Source organism: Allofournierella sp. (assembly GCF_048388525.1).
Taxonomy (GTDB): domain Bacteria; phylum Bacillota; class Clostridia; order Oscillospirales; family Ruminococcaceae; genus BQOK01.
In genome coordinates this window covers 1-19,679 of the sequence record NZ_DBGCTQ010000001.1, presented here as the reverse complement: position 1 = coordinate 19,679, position 19,679 = coordinate 1, and the positions used below count along the sequence as shown (strand labels likewise).

The following is a 19,679-nucleotide window of genomic DNA, read 5'->3' as shown; positions in this document are numbered from 1 at the left end:
GCCGTAAAAGCTCATAAAAGAGGGATAAACATGACCAAAAAGGCATTGGCACTGGAAGTGATCGGGCGCCTGAAGCAGGCATACCCCCTGGCGGAATGCACGCTGGATTACGAGCACGCCTGGCAGCTCCTGGTAGAGGTGCGGCTGGCCGCGCAGTGCACCGACGCGCGGGTGAACATCGTGGTGCAGGAGCTGTTTGCAAAGTATCCCGGCGTAAAGGCCTTGGCAGACGCCGCGCCGGAAGAGATTGAGGCCATTGTAAAGCCCTGCGGCCTGGGCCGCTCCAAAGCGCGGGACATCAGCCTGTGCATGCGCAAATTGCGCGATGAATATGATTGCCAGGTCCCGGATGATTTCGATGCGCTGCTGGGCCTGCCCGGCGTGGGCCGCAAAAGCGCCAATCTCATCATGGGCGATGTGTTCGGCAAGCCTGCCATCGTCACCGATACCCATTGCATCCGCCTGGTCAACCGCATCGGCCTGGTGGACGACATCAGGGAGCCCAAAAAGGTCGAGATGGCCCTGTGGAAGATCATTCCTCCCGAAGAGGGCAACGATCTGTGCCACCGCTTCGTGCTCCACGGCCGTGCCGTGTGCGACGCCCGCAGGCCCAACTGCGCGGCCTGCTGCCTGGCCGGCGTGTGCAAAACCGGCACGGCCCTGCTGGCGGCCCAGGCCGCCGAAAAAGAGCTGCAAAAGGCTTGACAAATCCGTCCCGCCCGGCTTATACTAATCGCGGACATAAAAACAGGGGCGCTGGGGGCCATCCCCGGCTGAGATCAGGGCAAATTGCAGCTCTGGGTCACCTTGAACCTGATCCGGGTAATGCCGGCGTAGGAAGTTTGAGGATGAGGAACGCTGAAAGCGCGCCCTGTGTGTTTGTGCACATGGGGCGCGCTGTTTTGTTTTTATGTACTATCTTTTGAAAGGTCGTAGATCCGCTATGACAAGACCCGCCTCCAAAACCCGCGTGCTGGTAGAGTGCGCACTCATGATCGCCCTGGGCACCATTCTGGGCTTTATCCCGGTATTTGAGCTGCCGCACGGCGGCTCCATCACCCTGGTAAGCACACTGCCCATCGTGCTGGTAAGCTTTCGGCACGGGGTCAAGTGGGGCATCCTCACCGCCTTCATCCACAGCCTGATCCAGCTGCTGCTGGGCGTGAAAAACCTGGCCTATTGCCAGACCACCGGGGCCGTCGTGGGTTGTATCCTTCTGGACTACGTCCTTGCCTTTACCCTGTTGGGTCTGGCCTGTGTTGTGGCAAAGCCCTTTAAAAACCGGCTGCTGGGGGTGGGCGCGGGCACGCTGGCGGTGTCGCTGGTGCGGTATTTATGCAGCTTTTTGTCCGGCTACATCGTTTGGAAAGACTACGGCTACGCCTTTGAGTGGATGACCCAGTTCGGCTGGGGCCAAAGCATCTCCTCCCTGGGCGAAAACGCTCTGTGCTGGCTGTACAGTGCGGTATACAACGCCACCTACATGCTGCCGGAAGCCGTGCTCACCGTGCTGGCCGCAGTCATCCTGTGCAGGCTTGCCCCCCGGCTCTTTCAGCCGCAGGCATAAGAAAACACCGCAGGGCCCCCCGCCGATCCCGGCGGGGGGCCCTGCTTTGCTTATGCCTCGCTCTCGGCTCTGCCCATGTTTTTCCCGGCCCGTTTGGCCCGGTACATTGCTTTATCGCTGCGGGTGCGCAGCATTTCCAGGCTTCCCGCCGCGGCGCAGTCCAAATGCTCCCATCCCAACGCCATATCCACGGCCTCCCGCTGCAGCGCCGCCTCCAGCTGGGTGAACAGCCGCTCCGCGCAGGGCTTTTGCATCCCCGTCGCCAGCAGGCAGAACTCATCGCCGCCAACACGGTATACCTCGGCCCGGCCGATGCAGCTTGCCGCCAGCACCCCCGCCGCCTTGCGCAGCAGCCGGTCCCCCGCCACATGCCCGTAAGCGTCGTTCACGGCTTTCAGGTCGTTCAGGTCCAGGCTGGCAATGGCAACGCTCTCCTCGGCGCTTTTCAGCGCTTCCAGGCGCTCTTCAAAGGCCAGCCGGTTCGCCGCCCCGGTCAAAGGGTCCGTATACGCCAAACGTTTATACCGTTCCGCCTGCTGGCGCAGGCGGCGCAAACGCTCTGCATACACCCCCCGCAGGATCAGCCACAGCGCCAGCCAGGATGCCACCGCCAACCCAAACCACACAAGCCACCCCACCGGCCCCGCCCCCTTTTGTGATATTATACATCATTTTTCACTGTATGTATAGTAACTATTTATATGAGAATTATAACCCTGTAACGGCCCATGTAGGATTAAGCTGAGGTGATAAAAATGCCGGAACAGGGTGTTATGTTGATGCAGAGTTATGGAAAAGTAACCCTAAAGCTCGCCGCGCTGATGGATGCGCGCGGTATAACCCGCAACCGCCTTGCCCGCCTGGTGAACACCCGGTACGAGGTGGTCGACAAGTGGTACAAGGGCCATGTTGAAAAGCTGGATCTGGATGTGCTTGCCCGGGTGTGCTTCGTGCTGGGGTGCAGCGTGCAGGATCTTTTGGAATACACCGAAACGTAAGGCTTTTCCTCTTTTGCAGCCGCCCGCTTGGCTGCCGGGCCCCGCGTCTGCAACCGGCGGTTGCGCAAATGGAAAAGGCGGGTGGTGGCTTTTTTGCGGTCTTTTTGTTATCATGAGCACACAGAAATAACAGAGAGGGGGCGACGCCCGTGACCATCGGGCAACGCATCGCCGCGCTCCGCAAGGCGGCGGGCCTGTCGCAGGAGGCGCTGGCCGCACAGCTGGGGGTGAGCCGCCAGGCCATTGGAAAATGGGAGGCGGACGCCAGCCTTCCCGGCATCGACAATCTCCAGGAACTGGCCAAAACATTGGGTGCAAGCTGCGACGGGCTTCTCACCGGCGCGCCGCCCCCCCAGGCGGGTGCGGTGGGGCCGGCGCCCGCCCGGGAGCCGGTCCTTTCGCTGGCAGGCGCCAAGGCCCTGCTGGCGGAAGAACAGCGCGCCGGCCAAAAAAGGCATATTCCATTGTATGCGGCGCTTATAGGCCTGGTTGCCTTGATTTTGGCCGCTGTTTGTGTGATTTTTTATTACACCGGCGCGGTGCGCCGTATGCAGAGCCAGGTGGCGGCCCTCTCGGGCCGGGTCGACGGGCTGGACCAGCGCATTGACCAGCGCATCGGGTCGATCGAGAGCAGCATCCGCCAAAGCCTCGAAGAGCAGGCCAGCCTTGTGGCAAATTGGAACCTTGCCTATGGCGCCTATTCCGCGCAGGCCGCCACCGCCGAGGTCCGGGTGCAGGCCACCCCCAAAACCCTGGCCGAGGGCATGACCGCGGCCTTTTTGTTCACCCTGAGCGACGGGCGCGCCATAACGGCCGACGCCTCGCTGGAAAACGGCGTTTTTACCGCTGCCGCCTCGCTGCCCCTCACCGAAGGCTTTTCCCTGAACGTGAGCTTTTCCCACAACGGCATCAGCCAAAACCAGCAGCTCACCGAGGAATATGATTTCAAGGGGCGCTACAGCTACAGGGTCACTCCCGGCATGTTGCCGCCCCCCTCGGCCCGCTATTCCAGCCTCAGCCCCGACATCTTCTACACACGCGAGGCCTGCGAGCTGCCCCTGGAAGTGGAGCTTCCCTTCCTGGATGGCGAGCTGCTTGCCCAGCCGGTCAGGGGCACGCTGGCCCTCACCTTGGGCGGCAAGGTGGTGGAAGAGGTGGATTTTTCTTTTACCGACAATGTGGATGCCTTCCATCCGGACAGCACGCAGGGCTTTGGCCGCGCATATTACACCGTCCGCCTTTCTTTGGAGGAAAAGACCTTCACCCTTCCCTGGAAGGACGAATACGAAAACGGCGGCTGGCCCGAAGGTTTTTACACCCTCACTGTAACAGACAGCCTGGGCGTGGATGCACCCCCGCTGAGCAGCCTCACCGGGTGGGATATCCCGGCCGTCCCGGTTTCCTGAACCCTCTTTCTGTTTTCATCCATTCTCCCAAAATACCCCGTTCTTTCCCGCAATTTTTCAGATCTGCCCCGGCGCATGGGTTGCGCCGGGGCAGATCTTTGATTATACTAAGAAAAGATGCTTTGATAGAGGGCATGAAATGTGAGCAAAGAAGGGAAAGCAATGTTTGAGATCCTTGAGCGCACGGCGCTGAACCCCACCGTCACCCGCATGGTGATCTCTGCCCCGCTGATCGCCAAAAAGGCGCAGCCGGGGCAGTTCGTCATTCTCCGCGCGGGCGAAACTTCCGAGCGCATCCCCCTCACCGTGGCCGACTACGACCGCGCGGCGGGCAGCGTGACCATCATCTTCCAGCTGGTGGGCGCCTCCACCATGGAGCTGGACCGCCTTCGCCCCGGCAGCTGCCTGCACGACTTTGTGGGCCCCCTGGGCCGCCCCACCGAACTGGAGGGTCTGAAAAAAGTGGCCGTGGTGGGCGGCGGCGTGGGGGGCGCCATCGCCTATCCCATCGCCAAAAGGCTGCACGAGCTGGGCTGCACGGTGCACAGCATCGTGGGCTTTCGGTCCAAGGACCTGGTGATCCTGGAAAACGAGTTCCGCGCCGTGAGCGACGAGCTCATCCTCGTCACCGACGACGGCAGCCACGGCCGCAAGGGCGTGGTCACCGCCCCGCTGGAAGAGCGGATCCTGGCCGGCGAAAATTACGACCGGGTCATCGCTATCGGGCCGCTCATCATGATGAAATTCGTCTGCCTCACCACCAAAAAATACGGCGTCCCCACCGTGGTGAGCATGAACCCCATCATGATCGACGGCACCGGCATGTGCGGCGGCTGCCGTCTTTCGGTGGGTGGTGAGACCAAATTCGCCTGTGTCGACGGTCCCGACTTCGATGGCCACCTGGTGGATTTCGACGAAGCCATGCAGCGCGGCGCCATGTACAAAGAGTTTGAGGCCCACGCCCGCACGGCCGCCTGCAATCTGTTCCAAAAGGAGGTGCTGTGAACATGCCCCAGCGCAACATGGATCCCCAGCGCTGCCCCATGCCCAGCCAGCCCCCCGAGGTGCGCAGCAAAAATTTCAGCGAGGTGGCCCTGGGCTATACCGCCGAAATGGCGGTGGCCGAGGCCAGGCGCTGCCTTTCCTGCAAGAACAGGCCCTGTGTTTCCGGCTGCCCGGTGGGCATCGACATCCCGGCCTTTGTGGCCAAAATCGCCGCAGAGGATTTTGAGGGCGCTTACCAGGTGCTGGCGGCCAGCAGCTCTCTGCCGGCCGTGTGCGGCCGTGTGTGCCCGCAGGAAAACCAGTGCGAGGGCCGCTGCGTGCGCGGCATAAAGGGTGAGAGCGTGGGCATCGGCCGGCTCGAGCGCTTTGCCGCCGACTGGCACCGGCAGCACGTTTCCGCCTCCCCCGTCCTGCCTGCGAAGAACAGTCACAAGGTAGCCATCATCGGGGCGGGGCCCAGCGGCCTCACCGCCGCGGGCGATCTTGCAAAGCGCGGCTATCAGGTCACCGTGTTCGAGGCGCTGCACCTTGCGGGGGGCGTGCTGGTCTACGGCATCCCCGAGTTCCGGCTGCCCAAGGCCATTGTCCAGCAGGAGATCGACGGCCTGAAGGCCCTGGGGGTCGAGATCCGCACCAACATGGTTATCGGCAAGGTGCTCACCATCGACGAACTGCTGGATGAATACGGCTATGCGGCGGTGTACATTGCCAGCGGCGCGGGCCTGCCCCGCTTTATGAACATCCCTGGCGAAAGCCTTAAAGGCGTGTATTCGGCAAACGAATACCTCACGAGGGTGAACCTGATGAAGGCCTACCAGCCCGGCAGCGCCACCCCCATCCAGAAAAGCCACAGCGTAGCGGTGGTGGGCGGCGGCAACGTCGCCATGGACGCCGCCCGCAGCGCCAAGCGCCTGGGCGCCGAGACCGTGTACATCGTGTACCGGCGCGGCATGAACGAGCTTCCCGCCCGCAAAGAGGAGGTCGAGCACGCCCAGGAAGAGGGCGTGGTGTTCCGCCTGCTGGCAAACCCGGTGCGGGTGCTGGGCAACGAAAATGGCTGTGTAACGGGCCTCGAGTGTGTGGAGATGGAACTGGGCGAGCCGGACCAGAGCGGCCGCCGCCGCCCGGTGGAAAAGGCGGGCAGCAATTTTGTGCTGGAAGTCGACACCATGATCATGTCCATCGGCACCAGCCCCAACCCCCTGCTGCGCACCACCACGCCCGGCCTCAAGGCCGACCGGCGGGGCTGCATCGTCACCGACGGCGCGGCAGGCCGCACCAGCCGCGAGGGCGTGTTCGCCGGCGGCGACGCGGTCACCGGCGCCGCCACTGTCATCCTGGCCATGGGCGCCGGCAAAGAGGCGGCCGCCGCCATCGACGCCTACATACAGGGCAAGTCCAAATAATTCCCCTCGGGTCCGGCAGGCATGCCGGGCCCTTTTCTTTTTCGTTTCCCGGCTGCTTTTTCGCAAAAATTATGGTATACTTTGTAAAAAGTATGATTTTTCGCAGGGGAGGCAACGGAATAATGGCGAGAACGAAAAACGGCGACCAGGGGCCCCTGGGGGGCGCGGTCATCAGCCAGCAGATCGCCGCCCAGCTGCTGGCCGAGCTGCGCACCGGCTGCTATGCCGCCTGCCGGCGTCTGCCCGCCGAGGTGGAGCTGGCAAGCCGCCTGGGGGTAAGCCGCACCGTAATACGGGATGCGCTGGCCGAGCTGGAGCGCGAGGGCTATGTGGAGCGGGTGCGCGGCATCGGCACGGTGGTGAACCGGCAGATCGTGGCCCTGGCCAGCCGGTTGGACCAAAAATTCGAGTACAACGCCATGATCCGGGCGGCGGGCTACACCCCTCATGCAGACAGCGTCACCCTCCAGCGCGAGGTGGCCGACAGCCATCTCGCCGGGCGGTTGGGCCTTGAGCCCGGCCAGCCGGTGCTGGTGGTGCGCAAGCGGGTTTTGGCCGGCCGGCAGCCCGTGATCTGGTCGGTGGACTATCTTCCGGCGGCCCTGTTTCCGCCCGTGGCCGTGGAGCGGTTGGATTTTGCCCGTCCCATCTTTGATATTCTGGAAGAAGTTTGCGGCGTGGCCGTCACCAGCACCGTGGCCCATGTGAACGCCGTAAACGGCGACGCAGCCGTGCGCCAAACTCTGGCCGTGCCCTCTCACGAGGCGCTTCTGCTCCTGGACGAGGTCAGTTTTTCCAAGCTCACCACCCCCGTCATGTATTCCCTTTCCTACTACACCAATTTTTTCGACTTTGCGCTGCTGCGCAAAAAAGTGTAGCAGCCCGGCGCAGCGTTTTTTGCAGCCAAAAAGGCCCGGCGTGCCGCAGACAGGCGGCACGCCGGGCCTTTTTCTGTTTTGCTACACGGTGGCCGGATCCATCTGCGCGGTGTCGCCGCTCTCCAGCACCACCTGGCCCTCCCGCACACAGGCGGTAAAGCTCTGGCCGGGCCTGGCGCTGCCGCTGGCAATGCTGTCGGCCAGGGCCTGTTCCACCGCCCGGCTTACCTGGCGGCGCAGCTCCCGCGCGCCATAGGCCTGGCGCTTTTTCTTTGCCAGCGCGGCCGGCAGCTCCGGGCTGTGGCGCAGCTGGTAGCCGCTTTTTTGGGCGCGCTGTTCCAGTTCCCCCAGCATCTGCTCCGCAATCCGCGCCATATCCGGTTCCGACAGCGCGCTGAACACCACCACCTCGTCCATACGGCCCAAAAGCTCGGGCCGGAAGTAGCGTTTCGCCTCGCCCAAGGCCTGCTGGCGCTGATGCTCCGCCACTGCCGCCTCACCGCCGCCAAAGCCCACCAGTCCCCCCTGGCCGGAAAGGTATTTCGCCCCCAGGTTCGAGGTCAGCAGCACAATGGTATTGCAAAAATTGGCCTTGCGCCCCATGGAGTCGGTGAGCTGCCCGTCCTCAAGAATCTGCAAAAGCAGGTTCTGCACGTCCGGGTGCGCCTTCTCGATCTCGTCGAACAGCACCACCGCATACGGGCGGCGGCGCACCGCCTCGGTCAGCAGCCCCCCCTCGCCGTGGCCCACATAGCCCGGGGGCGCACCGATCAGCTTCGCGGCGGCGTGCGCCTCCATATACTCGCTCATATCAAACCGCACAAGCGCCTTTTCCGTGCCGAACCAGTGGCGTGCCAGGGCCCGGGCCAGGTGGGTCTTGCCCACGCCGGTGGGCCCCAAAAACAGCATGGCCCCCATGGGGCGGCCCGCCTCCCGCAGGCCGGTCCGCGCGCGGCGGATCGCCCCCGCCACCGCCTTTACCGCCTGCTCCTGGCCCACCACCGTCTCGGCAAGGCGCTCCTCCAGCTGGGCCAGCCGCTCGCGCTCGGCCTCGGTGATGCGCTGCACCGGCACCCCGCTGGCCCGGGCCACCACCCGGGCCACATCCTCGGTGGCAAGGGCTTTGCGGCCCACGCTGCCCCGCTCCTCGCACCGGATGCGCAGCGCGGCGGCGGCCTCGTCCAGCAGGTCAATGGCCTTGTCCGGCAAAAAGCGGCCGGGCAGGTACCGCACCGAAAGCTCCACCGCGGCCTCCACCGCCTCGGGGGGAATGCCCACCTGGTGGTAGTGCTCGTACCGGGGCACCAGGCCCGCCAGGATGCGCTTTGCCGCCTCCGGCTCCGGCTCCTCCACCAGCACCTGCCCAAAGCGCCGTTCCAAAGCGGCGTCCTTCTGGATGCACTTGCGGAACTCCTCCTGGGTGGTGGCCCCGATCACCTGGATGTCCCCCCGGGCCAGCATGGGCTTTAAAATGCTTGCCGCGTCGATCGCCCCCTCGGCGGCCCCCGCCCCCACGATCACGTGGATCTCGTCAATGAACAAGATCGTATTCTGCTCTTTATAAAGCTCTTCCAGCAGGTTTTTAAACCGCTCCTCAAAATCGCCCCGGTATTTGGTACCCGCCACAAGGCTGGCCATATCCAGGCTCAGAATGCGCTTGGTACGGATCTGGGCCGGGGCCTTTCCCGCGGCGATCAGCTGCGCCAGCGCCTCCGCCAGGGCGGTCTTGCCCACCCCCGGCTCCCCCACCAGGCAAGGGTTGTTCTTCTGGCGGCGGCACAGGATCTCCACCATCCTGGCAAGCTCGGCATCCCGGCAGAGCACGGGATCCAAAAGCCCGTCCGCGGCCATGCGCGTCAAATCGCGGCCGTATTTGTCGCTGGCCTTGCCCGAGCGGGGCGCGGCGCTCATGCGGGGCTGAAGGGGCAGCACCAGCTGCCCCGAAAGCTGGCGGCACTCCCGCGCGGCCTCGTTGATCTCCAGCCCCAGCTCCTGCATCCAGCGGCTGGCCGTGCAGGCCGGGTCTTCCAGCATGGCGCACAGCACGTGCTCGGCCTGCGCCTCCCGCATGCGGGCCGCGTGGGCTCCCAGCAGGGCAAAATCCAGCGCCTTGCAGGCTTCGGGCGCCATGTCCCGCGGCGCCAGGCGGCGCGCGGTGCCCGTGCCGCCCTGGGCGGCCACCTTTTGCTCCACCCTTGGCTCGGTCACATTTTTCGCCTGCAAAAAAGTGCAGGCCGGCCCCGGCCCGGCCCGCAGAATGGCCAGCAGCAAATGCCCTGTATTTGCCTGTGCGTGTCCCCTTTCTCCAGCAATACAAAGCGCCTGGTTCAGCATTTTTGCCGCCGGGCGCGAAAAACCTTTAAAACGATATTGCATTCTTGTGCACTGCCCCCTCGAAATGTTCTAAGGGCAGTATGGCCCGGCCAAGCGCAAAAAAAACGTCCGCGGCACGCTTTGTGCCCGAACGTTTTTTCCTTTTATTCCCCTGCCGCTTCGCCGTGCAGCACCACCCGGCCGCCGTCCGGGCACTTCACGTCAAACGCGGCGGCCCGCCCTTCGCCATAGTCCAGCACCGCGCCGTTTTGCAGCGCATACACCAGCGGGTAAGCGCAGTGCCACAGCTCATGGCACTGCGGCGGGCAAAGCTCCCCCACCACAAAACGCTCTCCCTGCCTGTGATACCCGCAGCGGCAGTTTGCCTGCGTTACGGTAAGGATCACCTGCGGCATTTTGTCACACCTCAAAATCTTCCGAATGAAAGCTGCTGTAATACCGGCCCTTTTGGGCGGTAAAATGCAGCACGCAGTAATCCGGGTCGGCAACGCCCTGCGGGTAATACATAGTATCCCCCTCCCGCCAGATGCGCTCCTTTGCCTCGGGCGTTTCCAGCACCTCCACGGTGCCGGTCAGGTTTACCCCGCGGTAAAACCGCTGGTCCACAAAATAAAGGCTTGCCTTGGGGTTTTCCCGCAGCCGCGCCACCTTGCGCGAGGAGGTGTTGGTGGTAAGCCAGAACTCCCGGATGTCCGCACGCTCCCGGGGTGCAAGCATTGCCCGCACCACCGGAAAGCCCTCCCCGTCCATGTACCCAAGATACGCCAGCTTTGCCTTGTCGATCAACTTGCCGATGGTGGCCTGTGGGTCGCGCATCATGCCTTTTTCCTCCTTTTATGTTTGCCTTTTGCACCCGGCCGCCCCGCAAAGGGCGGGGGCGCCTGCGGCTTTGTGCATCACAATCACTTTGCAGGTATAATACCACAGCCCGCCCCTATTTGGCAAATCCCGCTTTTTATTGTGCCGGCACGCGGCCCGGCTTTTCTCACAGGCACAGATCCCGCCTCGAGAACACGGCCACCCCCGCGCCGAACAGCGCTGCCGCGGCAAGATACAGCGCAAGCACCGGCCACCATGCATCCGCGCCGCCCGCGGCCAGGGCATGGGGGTCGAACAGGGTCAGCGGGGTCAGATACTTTAAAAACCCGAACTTTTCTCCCACGCTGGCCAGCATCTGCAAAAGCCAAAAGGCTATGCTCACGCCGCCGCCTGCGGCCAGCGCCCCCTTTCCTCCGCCCCACACGCAGGCCCCGGCAAAGCAGATTCCGCCGAACAGCAGCAGTATCCCCAAAAGCCCCGCGTTCACCCGCAAAAACGCCGCCATATCCAGCTCCCCGGGGAACATTGCCGCGCTCAGCGCCATGCACAGCCCGGTCACATAGGCCACAAGGCTGGTCAGCGCCAGCGCCAGCACCACCCCCTGGGTGGCCGCAATGCGGCGGCGGGGGTGGGGCGCGGCCAGCAGCCAGGCCATGGCCCCCCGCTCCAAATACCGCGCCAGCAGCCGGTTCACCAGCAAAAGCACCAGCACCAGCGGGAATACCAGGTACAAAAAGCCGTACAGATAATTCACCAAAAAGTCCAGCATGGTCACGCCCGGGCTCGCCATGCCAAAGGCGGCGAACAGCTCAGGCATGCTCTGGGCCATCAGGTTTAGGCTCTCGCCCAGCTTCGGGTCAAACATGCTCACAATCACGGCGCTGTACATGGTCAACACCGCTGCAAAAATAAGCCATATTTTGTAATTGGCGCGGCATTCCCGCCCAAACAGCACAGAACTCATTTCACTTCGCTCCCCTCTCCGTAAAAATGCAGGAACAGCTCTTCCAGGGTCTGGCTCCTGGCCTCCAGGTCCTGCACCGGCAGGCCGGCGGCCAGGGCCAGCAGCTTTTGCAGCTGCTCCGGGCCGTTCACGGTCACGCTTACCCGGGCTTCCCTTGCCCGTGCGCCCGGCCAGGCGGCGGCCATCCCGGCGGCCTCGGCGCCGCCGGGCAGCGTAAAGGTCAGGGTGCGGGCCTTCCCCCTGCGCAGTGCCTCCACCGGTTCCACCGCCACCAGCCTGCCCGCCCGCAGGATCGCGGCCCTCCCGCAGGTGCGCTCCACCTCCTCAAACAAATGGCTCGACAGCAGCACCGTGGCCCCCCGCTTCTTCGCCTCCAGCACCAGCTCAACGAACCGGTTCTGCATCAGGGGGTCCAGGCCGCTGGTGGGTTCATCCAGCAAAAGCAGCGCGGGTTTTGCCATGAATGCGCACACCAGGCCCACCTTTTGCTTGGTCCCCTTGGACATCTTGCGGATCGGCGTTCTGCCGTCCAGCTCCAAAAGCCGGCACAGCCGCCCGGCCTCCGCCCTGTCCTTCATCCCCTTCATGCGGGCGATAAAGCCGATGAACTGGTCGCCGGTCATATCCTCCATCAGGGCCAGCTCACCGGGCAGGTATCCCACCTGCGCCTGAATGGCCGCCGCCCGCGAAAAGCAGTCCATTCCAAAAATCGAGGCATGCCCCCGGTCCGGCCGGATAAACCCCATCAGCTGGCGCAGCGTGGTGGTCTTGCCTGCCCCGTTGGGTCCCAAAAAGCCAAACACCTCGCCCTGTTCCACCGCAAAATCCAGCCCAAACACGCCCCTGCCCCCGCCGTAATCCTTGGTAAGGCCCTGTACTGCGATCACTGTTTCGCTCATTGATACTCCTCCTTGTAAGCGTACTGGCGCAGGATGTCGCGCCAAAGGAAATACTGCCGCATCATATCGTCCAGACCAAACGCGCGGCCCGCCATCTGCTGCTGGTGGATGTAGCCATCGGTGAGGTAAATCAGCATGTCCAGCACCTGCCGCGGCTCCACGCTGGGCTTGAAGCGGCTTTTGTCGATGCCGCCGAAGTATTTGGCGTACATCTCTTCCAGGGTCTTGGCCGTATACCGCTGTATCAGCGGCGCGATCTCTCCCCCGGCGGCGTAATACATGCGGATGCAGAATTCCAGCATGTGGGGCATCCGCCGCAGCACCGCCGCCTTTTCCTCAATGGCATATTCCAGCATTTCAAAAAAATCGGTGATCCCCCGCAGCTTTTCCAGATCCAGGTGGCGCTCGATCATCGCCTGGATCTGGCGCACCAGATAGATGTAAAGGGTCTGCTTGTTCTTGAAGTAATAAAACAGCGAACCCTTGGAGATCCCGGCCCTGGCGGCAATCTGGTCGGTGGAGGCACACTTATACTCCTTTTGCGCAAACTCGGCCAGCGCCGCGTTCAGCACCCGGCGCTGCTTTTCCTTCGGCAGCGCGCGGAACGCCTCGTTCATGCCCTTCCCCCCTTTTGACCGGCCGGTCAGCCGGCCCTATCCTCATTCTATCGGATTGACTGGATTTTACAAGGCCCCCAGGCGCGGCCTGTGCAAAAATGTTCTGTTGACTTTAATTGTAATTTAATTCCAAATATTTTCACAGCGTTTCATTTCGTTCATTGACTTACGAGGTGCTTTTATGAGCAATTCAATGAGCCTGAAAGCGAAAATCCGCAACCTGGCAAAACAAAAAAATATTCCTGCACAAGTCATTTTGCAGAACTTCATGTTTGAACGGCTTCTGGTGCGCGTCTCTGCTTCAACATACAAGGATGAATTCGTTTTGAAAGGCGGTATGCTGGCAGCAGCCATTCTTGGTCTTAACAACCGGGCAACGATGGATTTGGACACCGCATTAAAAAACCTGCCCCTCACACCGAATACAATACGCAGTGCGCTGGAGCAGGTTTGTGCTATCCAATTAGATGATGGTGCAGCTTTTGAAATCGGAACAATTTCCCCGCGGTACCACTCAGCAGATCGCGGATGTTCCCTCTGTCCTGCATAACATCGAAGAAAGCCCGGAACTCAAAGCGATGTGGAATAAGTACCGCAAGCAATTTGCCTATGCTGCAGACATTGAATACAGTCAGATCACGAGCGTGCTGAAAAAGCTGATCGCGTAATGCAGCGCGATCCATGCCCAACTGTTTTACGGGCACCGGCCATTCTTCGGCCTGTCTTGTTTTTGCCGTAAGCCCAGCCAATACAAGGCTTTGATAAGAATGGTAGGAAGAAACCAATAAAATCAAGGCTTTGTAGACAGCAACAGGCAATGCGGCTTGCAATAATTGAATAACAGACAGAGCAGGGATATTGTTTTGAGAGCAGTATCCCTTTTCTGTTGCCCTACAAGCCTTTCACCAGGCACAGAGATTACGCCATAGGAATGAAAAAACCCATGGCGTTTTTTGCGCCCATTTTTAGCCTGTATAATGGGTCTTGACAAAATCCGAAATGGGATTTATAATAAAACCGAAATCGGATATTAAAACTTTGGAGGAACAATTATGTTAAAAACGGTCAAAGAACAAAACTTAGAATTAAATCGCCTTTGGAGAATGCAGGACCAGTTGTATCAAACTTATGCTACTCGCTGCGGCTTGTCCTCCGTATCCTTTTGGGCGTTGTATACCTTGCGTGAAACGGATGAAGTCTACACTCAAAATGCTCTTGCCGAAATGTGGTATTTTCCAAAGCAAACGGTTAACTCAGCAATCGCAGGTCTTGTAAAAATGGGATATGTAAGACTTGAACAGATTGCAGGAGCAAGAAACAGTAAGGCTGTAAAACTGACGGAACAGGGTTTAGATGTATGCAAACGCCTTGTGAATCCTCTTGTTAATGCTGAATTGAGTGCATTACTAAAAATGTCACAAGAAGAACGGCAAATGTTCTTGGAACTCTCCGATAAACAGCTGCGTTTGCTACAAGCTGAACTTGATGCTGTGTATCAGGATGAAGCAATTGATTTTAATTCAGCCAGGAAGGAGGTGCAAAAGTGAATTTAGAGCAATGGGTTCTATGCCCTTTCTGTAAAAGTAAAACCCGACTGAAAATACGGGATGATACTATATTAAAAAATTTCCCGCTATTTTGTCCGAAATGTAAGCATGAAACACTCATAGATGTAGAACAACTGAATATATGCGAAAGCAAAGAGCCAGACGCAAAGACGCAGAGCCGATAATCCGTATTTTTAGATACGATTATCGGCTTTTCTATATAGAAAGCCAAAATATAAATGGAGGAACTATTGAATGAAAATTATTACAATCAGCCGAGAGTTTGGAAGTGGTGGCAGAGAAATTGGAAAGCGACTTGCTGACCAACTCGGCGTTGATTACTATGACAAGGAAATTATTACCGCTATTGCAGGCAAAAAAGGATTAGACGAAAATTATGTATTTGTCTGTGCCGATATGGAGTCAAAAATTCGTCGTTGCATGGAACGAGCTGCAAAAGACGAAAATTTGTCCCGAAAAGAAATGGAACGAAAAATTCGCAGCATTGATAAAAACCGTGCTGAGGTTCGTGAAATTATTACACACAAAGGCTGGAGAGTACATACTTCCTATCACCTGACTGTTAACGCCACCGATTGGAATTTGAAAAAATTAACATCAGCAGTCGCAGCATTTGCCGAGAGCTGGTTTAGGAGGACAAACCCATGATACAGCTCTCTGACCACTTTAATTATAAAAGACTTTTACAATTTACATTCCCTACCATTGTCATGCTGATTATCAGCTCTATCTATGGTGTGGTTGATGGCTACTTTGTATCAAATTTTGTAGGGAAAACACCATTTACCGCAATCAATTTTATCATGCCCTTTCTCTTGATATTAGGGTGTATAGGATTTTTGTTTGGAACAGGCGGCGGTGCATTGATCGCCAAAACAATGGGCGAGGGAAAACAGAAAAAAGCCAGTGAGCAGTTTTCCTTACTCGTCTACACATCGGCAATATGCGGTGTGCTTTTGGCTGTATTTGGTATGATAGCACTACGCCCGATTGCATCTGCATTAGGCGCAGAAGGTCAGCTGTTAGAGGACAGTGTTACCTATGGACGGGTGGTTTTACTTGCCATACCGGCGTATATCCTGCAATGTGAGTTTCAATGCCTGTTTGCCACAGCAGAAAAACCGAAACTTGGTTTGCATGTTGCGATTGCCGCAGGAGTAACGAATATTATACTTGATTTCCTGTTTATCGTTGTTTTTAAGTGGGGACTGGTTGGTGCAGCTGCCGCTACCGCTATCGGCCAATTAATCGGAGGCATTGTTCCTGTGATTTACTTTAGCCGCCCCAATGACAGCCTTCTTAAACTTACGAAAACAAAATTTGATGGAGCAGTTTTACTAAAAACGGCTTCTAACGGTTCTTCCGAATTGCTAACCAATATTTCAACCTCGATTGTCAGTATGCTTTATAATGCACAATTACTGAAATATGCCGGAGAAGATGGCGTTGCGGCATACGGAGTTTTGCTATATGTTGCGTTACTCTTTCAAGCTGTGTTTATCGGCTATTCCGTAGGAACGGCTCCTGTTGTCAGCTATCATTATGGTGCGAAAAGCCATGACGAGCTAAAGAGTTTGCGAAAGAAAAGCCTTTTCATCATAATCGCCTTTGCCGTTGCTATGTTTGCGGCAGGAGAACTGCTGTCAAAGCCCATCGCAATGCTTTTTGTTGGCTACGACCAAGGATTGATGGATATGACACAGAGAGCTTTTATGATTTACTCGTTTTCATTCCTGTTCTCTGGATTTGGTGTCTGGGGTTCCAGCTTTTTCACTGCATTAAATGATGGGTTAGTATCTGCTCTGATTGCTTTTATGCGTATCCTGGTATTCCAGGTTGCAGCTGTGCTTATCTTCCCGCTGCTTTGGCAGTTGGACGGCATTTGGTTCTCGATTGTTGGAGCCGAAATCATGGCAACGATTGTTACCGCATTGTTTTTAATTGCCAAGCGAAAAAAATATCATTATTAAAAATCGAGGTGAAAATATGAGTTTACTGATTAAAGCTGTTACATCAGATTTTGAAGATATAAAAGCTCTTGAAAGCTTAAATAACGAAGCGTTCCCCAAAGAGGAACGCATGGAAATTTGTGAAATGATGCAGCTAATTTCCAAGCAGATCATCGAAGTGACTGCTGTCTACGATGATGATACATTTGTGGGTTTTTATGCTCTGTCTGTCCGCAAACCCATTGCCTATGTATTTTTTCTTGCCATAGACAGTACAAAACGCTCCAGAGGCTATGGCAGTAAGGCTCTGGCCTTGATGAAAGAACAGTATGCGGATTATCAGATTGTATTAGATATGGAAAGGCTTGATGAAGATGCCGACAATATTGAGCAGCGGAAATCACGCAAAAGATTTTATCTCCGCAATGGCTATTATGAAACCGGCTTTTTCCTGGATTACAATGATTTAATCATGGAAGTATTATGTACCGATGCCAAACTGAATGCAGACAGCTTTCGGATACTTCTGGAAAACATAAAAATCAGAGAGACACCGTTTGTATTGGTTCAAATGAATTTGAATAAGGAAAACGTAAAACAAGGAGAAACGATATAAATGAAAAAAAGATTAGCCGCAGAATGGGAACCGATTAAGGGAGTTATGATTGCATGGCCAGCATTTCTTCCTCACGCTTATATAGTAGATTTAACACAAAATTACCATGTCTATCTGTGTGTCCCTGACCAGAGAGAAGAAGATAATGCAAGAAAACATTTAGCACAGTGGGGAGCAAACATTCACAACATCACATTTTGCCATAGTCCACAGGGGTTTGACACCCCTTGGGTAAGAGATTGGGGAATGCACCCGGTTTTTGATGAGTTCGGGAATTTCCACCTTGCAGGTGCAGAATACCAAATGTCCACCCCCTTTGTGGCATATGAGAACCCTGAAGTCATGTTTGACTGGCAAAATCAGCCGTTGTCACCAACCTCCTATGAGCAGGAGGAAGATAAGGCACAGCCAATGATTGCAGAACAGATCGGGCAGCCATTTGAAAAATTGCCCTATGCTCTGACTGGCGGGAATATCATGTCAGACGGCTTTAATAAAATGATGTCTATGCAAGTCATCTTGACAGAAAACCGTGCAAAGGGAATATCCGATGAGCAGTTTTATGCAGGTGTCGCAAGAGATACAGGCATGGGTGACTACTCTGTGTTTTCTAATTTTGGCGATTATGGCTTGCAGCATATTGACTGCTATTTGAAAATCATTGATGAAGAAACTTTGCTGGTCAGCAGACCTCCAAAAAATCATAAGCTGTACCAGCGGTATGAGGATCTGCTGGATAAGGAAATCCGTAAATCAAGAACCCGCTATGGTCGGCCATTTAAGATTTTCCGCATGGATATAGTCCCTTTCAATGAGGAAAATGATGACCTGACCGCCTATGTCAATTCGGTTATCCTGAATAAATCGGTATATGTTCCGATGTATGGCATTTCACAGGATAAGATTGCCCTGCAGCAATGGCAGGAGGCGTTGACCGGATATGAGATAAAAGGATTTGAGTTTGAATTTGCCAAAGAGCCTGCGATTATTGAAAATCGAACCGGATATACAAGAACCGGCTGGGGTACGGAAGATGTGGCACATTGCCGGACAAGGGCAATCTGGGATGAAAACATGCTTTATATCGCTGTCAGAAGATTAGAGAAAGAAGAACCCGCTAATCAGGTATTAGATATTCCTGTTAATATCGTTGATTACAGCAAGGCCGGATTGATTGAAGAAAGCCTGAAATTATATTATCGGAATGTAGGGGCAATGGAATGGAACTGCCACCCCCTTGAAGCAACAAATGACCGAGAGCTTTTCCTTGGAAGTCTGACAGGAAAACCCGGCGATACAATCGAATATTATGTTGCTGCTGAAAGTAAGTCTGGCAGGAAAGAAACCATGCCCAGAGTTGCTCCAAAAGGCACTTATAAAGTGCATATGAAATAAACTTTTTCTTATAAAAAATTCTTGTTCATGCTCCCGATAAAAGCAGCGGGAGGCGATTGCAGGAGATTGAAATTATCTATAATCACATCGGGGTATTCGACCATTCAAAAGTCACTCTATGGAAAGGAAAAGCGGTATAGCACCTTGAATGCCATACCGCAAATCCTAAATCTAAAAAACATCCTTATGAAACCCTTGCTAATCCGCGGTTATCTGCCCTGCTGCTCCAGCGCCTCTTTCAGCGCCAGTGCGATCTGGTCCGGGCAGGAGGTGCGGCGGAAACCGCAGGTGGTGCCCTCCATGCGGGCAATGGCGTCCTCCGCTTTCATGCCCCGCACCAGTTGGGCGATGCCTTTCAGGTTGCCGTTGCAGCCGCCCAGCACGCTCAGCTCCTGAATGGTGCCGTCGTCGGCCAGCGTCACCGTGGTGCTTTGGGAACAGGTCCCCTTGTTTTTGCGGGTATACGTCGTCATGCTGCTGTTCTCTCCTTCTTTATTTTCCGGGCCGGCGCCGCGCCCTTTTGGCTGCCGGCCCCCTGCCCTGCTCCTGTATTTTTCGGCCCTGTTTTACCGCTGCCGTCGCTTTTGTGCCAGCGCCTCCAGCCGCGCGATCTCTTCCCCCGCGGTGCGGCACATTCCCAGCGGGCGGGTCCTGCCGGCGTTCCGGCCGTGAAAATCAGAGCCGCCGGTCACAATAAGCCCATGCGCGCGCGCCAGGGCATGCAGCTCTTTTTTGTCCTCCTCGGTGTTGCGGGGGTGGTCGATCTCCACCCCGTCGATCCGCCCCTCGGCAGCCAGCTCCCGGGCCAGCTCCATGCTTTTGTAAACGCTGGGGTGCGCCAGCACAGCCACTCCCCGCGCGGCCCGGATGGTTTCCAGCACCTGGTCCAGGTTTTCATACGCGGGCTCGTGCAGCACCCTGCCCCGCCCTGTGCCGAACAGCTCCTGATAGGTCTCCTTGTAAATACCATCGGCCAGGCCATATTCGCACAGCACCTGCATAATGGCCGATTTGAACAGCACGCCGCCGTCCTCCATCCGCTCCAGCACATCCCGCGCCTTGAACTGGGGGTAGATCTGTTCCAGCTCCCGGGCGCTTTGGGCACAGGCGGCGTTGCGCCGGGCCGCCATCCCATCACAGTGGGCCGCCAGGGCCGCACTTTCCGGGTCCGGCCAGTAGCATAAAAGGTGCACCCGGCGGCCCCGCACAGGGTCAAAGGCCGTCAGCTCGGTGGCCGGGATCAGCCTCACCCCCTCCA

General features: G+C 57.3%; 24 protein-coding genes and 1 riboswitch. Of the genes, 15 read left to right on the top strand and 9 right to left on the bottom strand.

The annotated features are described in order from the left end of the window. The first annotated feature begins 30 nt into the window (after nt 1-30). Both ACMLHZ_RS00120 and ACMLHZ_RS00115 read left to right on the top strand, forming a co-directional pair. Nucleotides 31-705, top strand: coding sequence for an endonuclease III domain-containing protein (locus ACMLHZ_RS00120; protein ID WP_418665786.1), 675 nt, complete (start codon nt 31-33; stop codon nt 703-705). 34 nt (nt 706-739) lie between these two features. After that, nucleotides 740-857, top strand: a riboswitch (TPP riboswitch). Between the two features lie 86 nt (nt 858-943). Beyond that, nucleotides 944-1,567 carry an energy-coupled thiamine transporter ThiT gene (locus tag ACMLHZ_RS00115; RefSeq protein ID WP_418665785.1) on the top strand — a complete coding sequence of 208 codons (624 nt, stop codon included), beginning with the start codon at nt 944-946 and terminating at the stop codon, nt 1,565-1,567. 50 nt (nt 1,568-1,617) lie between these two features. On the opposite strand, the gene ACMLHZ_RS00110 is transcribed toward ACMLHZ_RS00115, so the two are convergent. After that, nucleotides 1,618-2,205 carry a GGDEF domain-containing protein gene (locus tag ACMLHZ_RS00110; protein ID WP_418665784.1) on the bottom strand — a complete coding sequence of 196 codons (588 nt, stop codon included), beginning with the start codon at nt 2,203-2,205 and terminating at the stop codon, nt 1,618-1,620. Between the two features lie 135 nt (nt 2,206-2,340). Between ACMLHZ_RS00110 and ACMLHZ_RS00105 the strand changes: the two genes are divergently transcribed. The 5 genes from ACMLHZ_RS00105 (at nt 2,341) to ACMLHZ_RS00085 (ending at nt 7,260) form a co-directional block, all read left to right on the top strand. After that, on the top strand, nt 2,341-2,565 hold the full coding sequence (locus ACMLHZ_RS00105) for a helix-turn-helix domain-containing protein (protein ID WP_418665783.1): 225 nt from the start codon (nt 2,341-2,343) through the stop codon (nt 2,563-2,565). 149 nt (nt 2,566-2,714) lie between these two features. Beyond that, nucleotides 2,715-3,971 (top strand): helix-turn-helix domain-containing protein, encoded by a 1,257-nt coding sequence (locus ACMLHZ_RS00100; RefSeq protein WP_418665782.1) that lies wholly within the window; start codon nt 2,715-2,717, stop codon nt 3,969-3,971. Between the two features lie 162 nt (nt 3,972-4,133). After that, nucleotides 4,134-4,976 (top strand): sulfide/dihydroorotate dehydrogenase-like FAD/NAD-binding protein, encoded by an 843-nt coding sequence (locus ACMLHZ_RS00095; protein WP_418665781.1) that lies wholly within the window; start codon nt 4,134-4,136, stop codon nt 4,974-4,976. Between the two features lie 2 nt (nt 4,977-4,978). Beyond that, nucleotides 4,979-6,382, top strand: coding sequence for an NADPH-dependent glutamate synthase (gene gltA, locus ACMLHZ_RS00090; RefSeq protein WP_418665780.1), 1,404 nt, complete (start codon nt 4,979-4,981; stop codon nt 6,380-6,382). Between the two features lie 122 nt (nt 6,383-6,504). Continuing rightward, nucleotides 6,505-7,260 carry a GntR family transcriptional regulator gene (locus ACMLHZ_RS00085; protein ID WP_418665779.1) on the top strand — a complete coding sequence of 252 codons (756 nt, stop codon included), beginning with the start codon at nt 6,505-6,507 and terminating at the stop codon, nt 7,258-7,260. A gap of 81 nt (nt 7,261-7,341) precedes the next feature. Here ACMLHZ_RS00085 and ACMLHZ_RS00080 read toward each other — a convergent pair whose 3' ends face one another. From ACMLHZ_RS00080 to ACMLHZ_RS00055, 6 genes are all read right to left on the bottom strand, one after another. Continuing rightward, the gene (locus tag ACMLHZ_RS00080) at nt 7,342-9,594 is read right to left on the bottom strand and encodes an ATP-dependent Clp protease ATP-binding subunit (RefSeq protein WP_418665794.1); all 2,253 of its coding nucleotides are present in this window, start codon (nt 9,592-9,594) and stop codon (nt 7,342-7,344) included. Between the two features lie 143 nt (nt 9,595-9,737). Next, nucleotides 9,738-9,989: a TIGR04076 family protein gene (locus ACMLHZ_RS00075; protein ID WP_418665778.1), complete on the bottom strand. Its 252-nt coding sequence runs from the start codon at nt 9,987-9,989 to the stop codon at nt 9,738-9,740. 4 nt (nt 9,990-9,993) lie between these two features. Beyond that, entirely contained in the window at nt 9,994-10,413 is a 420-nt protein-coding gene (locus tag ACMLHZ_RS00070; RefSeq protein ID WP_418665777.1) for a pyridoxamine 5'-phosphate oxidase family protein, read from the bottom strand. Between the two features lie 166 nt (nt 10,414-10,579). After that, complete coding sequence (locus tag ACMLHZ_RS00065; protein WP_418665776.1) at nt 10,580-11,377, bottom strand: ABC transporter permease; 798 nt, start codon at nt 11,375-11,377, stop codon at nt 10,580-10,582. Beyond that, nucleotides 11,374-12,276 (bottom strand): ABC transporter ATP-binding protein, encoded by a 903-nt coding sequence (locus ACMLHZ_RS00060; RefSeq protein ID WP_418665775.1) that lies wholly within the window; start codon nt 12,274-12,276, stop codon nt 11,374-11,376. The genes ACMLHZ_RS00065 and ACMLHZ_RS00060 overlap by 4 nt, the downstream gene beginning before the upstream one ends. Next, entirely contained in the window at nt 12,273-12,893 is a 621-nt protein-coding gene (locus ACMLHZ_RS00055) for a TetR/AcrR family transcriptional regulator (RefSeq protein WP_418665774.1), read from the bottom strand. The genes ACMLHZ_RS00060 and ACMLHZ_RS00055 overlap by 4 nt, the downstream gene beginning before the upstream one ends. A 181-nt stretch (nt 12,894-13,074) precedes the next feature. Here ACMLHZ_RS00055 and ACMLHZ_RS00050 point away from each other — a divergent pair, with 181 nt between their 5' ends. The 8 genes from ACMLHZ_RS00050 to ACMLHZ_RS00015 all read left to right on the top strand — a co-directional run bounded on the left by ACMLHZ_RS00050 (nt 13,075) and on the right by ACMLHZ_RS00015 (nt 18,561). Beyond that, nucleotides 13,075-13,443 carry a nucleotidyl transferase AbiEii/AbiGii toxin family protein gene (locus ACMLHZ_RS00050; RefSeq protein ID WP_418665773.1) on the top strand — a complete coding sequence of 123 codons (369 nt, stop codon included), beginning with the start codon at nt 13,075-13,077 and terminating at the stop codon, nt 13,441-13,443. A gap of 502 nt (nt 13,444-13,945) precedes the next feature. Continuing rightward, the gene (locus tag ACMLHZ_RS00045; RefSeq protein ID WP_418665772.1) at nt 13,946-14,440 is read left to right on the top strand and encodes a MarR family winged helix-turn-helix transcriptional regulator; all 495 of its coding nucleotides are present in this window, start codon (nt 13,946-13,948) and stop codon (nt 14,438-14,440) included. After that, nucleotides 14,437-14,625, top strand: coding sequence for a cysteine-rich KTR domain-containing protein (locus ACMLHZ_RS00040; protein ID WP_418665771.1), 189 nt, complete (start codon nt 14,437-14,439; stop codon nt 14,623-14,625). The genes ACMLHZ_RS00045 and ACMLHZ_RS00040 overlap by 4 nt, the downstream gene beginning before the upstream one ends. Before the next feature lie 70 nt (nt 14,626-14,695). After that, a complete protein-coding gene (locus ACMLHZ_RS00035) occupies nt 14,696-15,109 on the top strand; it encodes an AAA family ATPase (protein ID WP_418665770.1) in 414 nt (137 codons plus the stop codon). After that, nucleotides 15,106-16,431 carry an MATE family efflux transporter gene (locus ACMLHZ_RS00030; protein WP_418665769.1) on the top strand — a complete coding sequence of 442 codons (1,326 nt, stop codon included), beginning with the start codon at nt 15,106-15,108 and terminating at the stop codon, nt 16,429-16,431. The genes ACMLHZ_RS00035 and ACMLHZ_RS00030 overlap by 4 nt, the downstream gene beginning before the upstream one ends. A 16-nt stretch (nt 16,432-16,447) precedes the next feature. Continuing rightward, the gene (locus ACMLHZ_RS00025) at nt 16,448-17,026 is read left to right on the top strand and encodes a GNAT family N-acetyltransferase (protein ID WP_418665768.1); all 579 of its coding nucleotides are present in this window, start codon (nt 16,448-16,450) and stop codon (nt 17,024-17,026) included. After that, entirely contained in the window at nt 17,027-18,421 is a 1,395-nt protein-coding gene (locus ACMLHZ_RS00020) for an agmatine deiminase family protein (RefSeq protein WP_418665767.1), read from the top strand. Nucleotides 18,422-18,438: 17 nt separating this feature from the next. Further along, nucleotides 18,439-18,561 carry a DUF4368 domain-containing protein gene (locus ACMLHZ_RS00015; RefSeq protein ID WP_418665793.1) on the top strand — a complete coding sequence of 41 codons (123 nt, stop codon included), beginning with the start codon at nt 18,439-18,441 and terminating at the stop codon, nt 18,559-18,561. Nucleotides 18,562-18,630: 69 nt separating this feature from the next. Here the strand turns inward: ACMLHZ_RS00015 and ACMLHZ_RS00010 are convergent, their stop codons facing one another. Both ACMLHZ_RS00010 and ACMLHZ_RS00005 read right to left on the bottom strand, forming a co-directional pair. Beyond that, nucleotides 18,631-18,894, bottom strand: coding sequence for a TIGR03905 family TSCPD domain-containing protein (locus tag ACMLHZ_RS00010; protein ID WP_418665766.1), 264 nt, complete (start codon nt 18,892-18,894; stop codon nt 18,631-18,633). 93 nt (nt 18,895-18,987) lie between these two features. Next, on the bottom strand, nt 18,988-19,679 hold a 692-nt coding region (locus ACMLHZ_RS00005; RefSeq protein ID WP_418665765.1), incomplete at its 5' end, for a PHP domain-containing protein.

Bases quoted from the DNA above. Each gene is read 5' to 3' on its own strand.
- ACMLHZ_RS00080 (WP_418665794.1), bottom strand. From the start codon at position 9,594: ATGCTGAACCAGGCGCTTTGTATTGCTGGAGAAAGGGGACACGCACAG.
- ACMLHZ_RS00075 (WP_418665778.1), bottom strand. From the start codon at position 9,989: ATGCCGCAGGTGATCCTTACCGTAACGCAGGCAAACTGCCGCTGCGGG.
- ACMLHZ_RS00050 (WP_418665773.1), top strand. From the start codon at position 13,075: ATGAGCAATTCAATGAGCCTGAAAGCGAAAATCCGCAACCTGGCAAAA.
- ACMLHZ_RS00105 (WP_418665783.1), top strand. From the start codon at position 2,341: ATGTTGATGCAGAGTTATGGAAAAGTAACCCTAAAGCTCGCCGCGCTG.
- ACMLHZ_RS00035 (WP_418665770.1), top strand. From the start codon at position 14,696: ATGAAAATTATTACAATCAGCCGAGAGTTTGGAAGTGGTGGCAGAGAA.
- ACMLHZ_RS00070 (WP_418665777.1), bottom strand. From the start codon at position 10,413: ATGATGCGCGACCCACAGGCCACCATCGGCAAGTTGATCGACAAGGCA.
- ACMLHZ_RS00095 (WP_418665781.1), top strand. From the start codon at position 4,134: ATGTTTGAGATCCTTGAGCGCACGGCGCTGAACCCCACCGTCACCCGC.
- ACMLHZ_RS00060 (WP_418665775.1), bottom strand. From the start codon at position 12,276: ATGAGCGAAACAGTGATCGCAGTACAGGGCCTTACCAAGGATTACGGC.
- ACMLHZ_RS00120 (WP_418665786.1), top strand. From the start codon at position 31: ATGACCAAAAAGGCATTGGCACTGGAAGTGATCGGGCGCCTGAAGCAG.
- ACMLHZ_RS00115 (WP_418665785.1), top strand. From the start codon at position 944: ATGACAAGACCCGCCTCCAAAACCCGCGTGCTGGTAGAGTGCGCACTC.
- ACMLHZ_RS00045 (WP_418665772.1), top strand. From the start codon at position 13,946: ATGTTAAAAACGGTCAAAGAACAAAACTTAGAATTAAATCGCCTTTGG.
- ACMLHZ_RS00020 (WP_418665767.1), top strand. From the start codon at position 17,027: ATGAAAAAAAGATTAGCCGCAGAATGGGAACCGATTAAGGGAGTTATG.
- gltA (WP_418665780.1), top strand. From the start codon at position 4,979: ATGCCCCAGCGCAACATGGATCCCCAGCGCTGCCCCATGCCCAGCCAG.
- ACMLHZ_RS00030 (WP_418665769.1), top strand. From the start codon at position 15,106: ATGATACAGCTCTCTGACCACTTTAATTATAAAAGACTTTTACAATTT.
- ACMLHZ_RS00025 (WP_418665768.1), top strand. From the start codon at position 16,448: ATGAGTTTACTGATTAAAGCTGTTACATCAGATTTTGAAGATATAAAA.
- ACMLHZ_RS00065 (WP_418665776.1), bottom strand. From the start codon at position 11,377: ATGAGTTCTGTGCTGTTTGGGCGGGAATGCCGCGCCAATTACAAAATA.
- ACMLHZ_RS00055 (WP_418665774.1), bottom strand. From the start codon at position 12,893: ATGAACGAGGCGTTCCGCGCGCTGCCGAAGGAAAAGCAGCGCCGGGTG.
- ACMLHZ_RS00010 (WP_418665766.1), bottom strand. From the start codon at position 18,894: ATGACGACGTATACCCGCAAAAACAAGGGGACCTGTTCCCAAAGCACC.
- ACMLHZ_RS00085 (WP_418665779.1), top strand. From the start codon at position 6,505: ATGGCGAGAACGAAAAACGGCGACCAGGGGCCCCTGGGGGGCGCGGTC.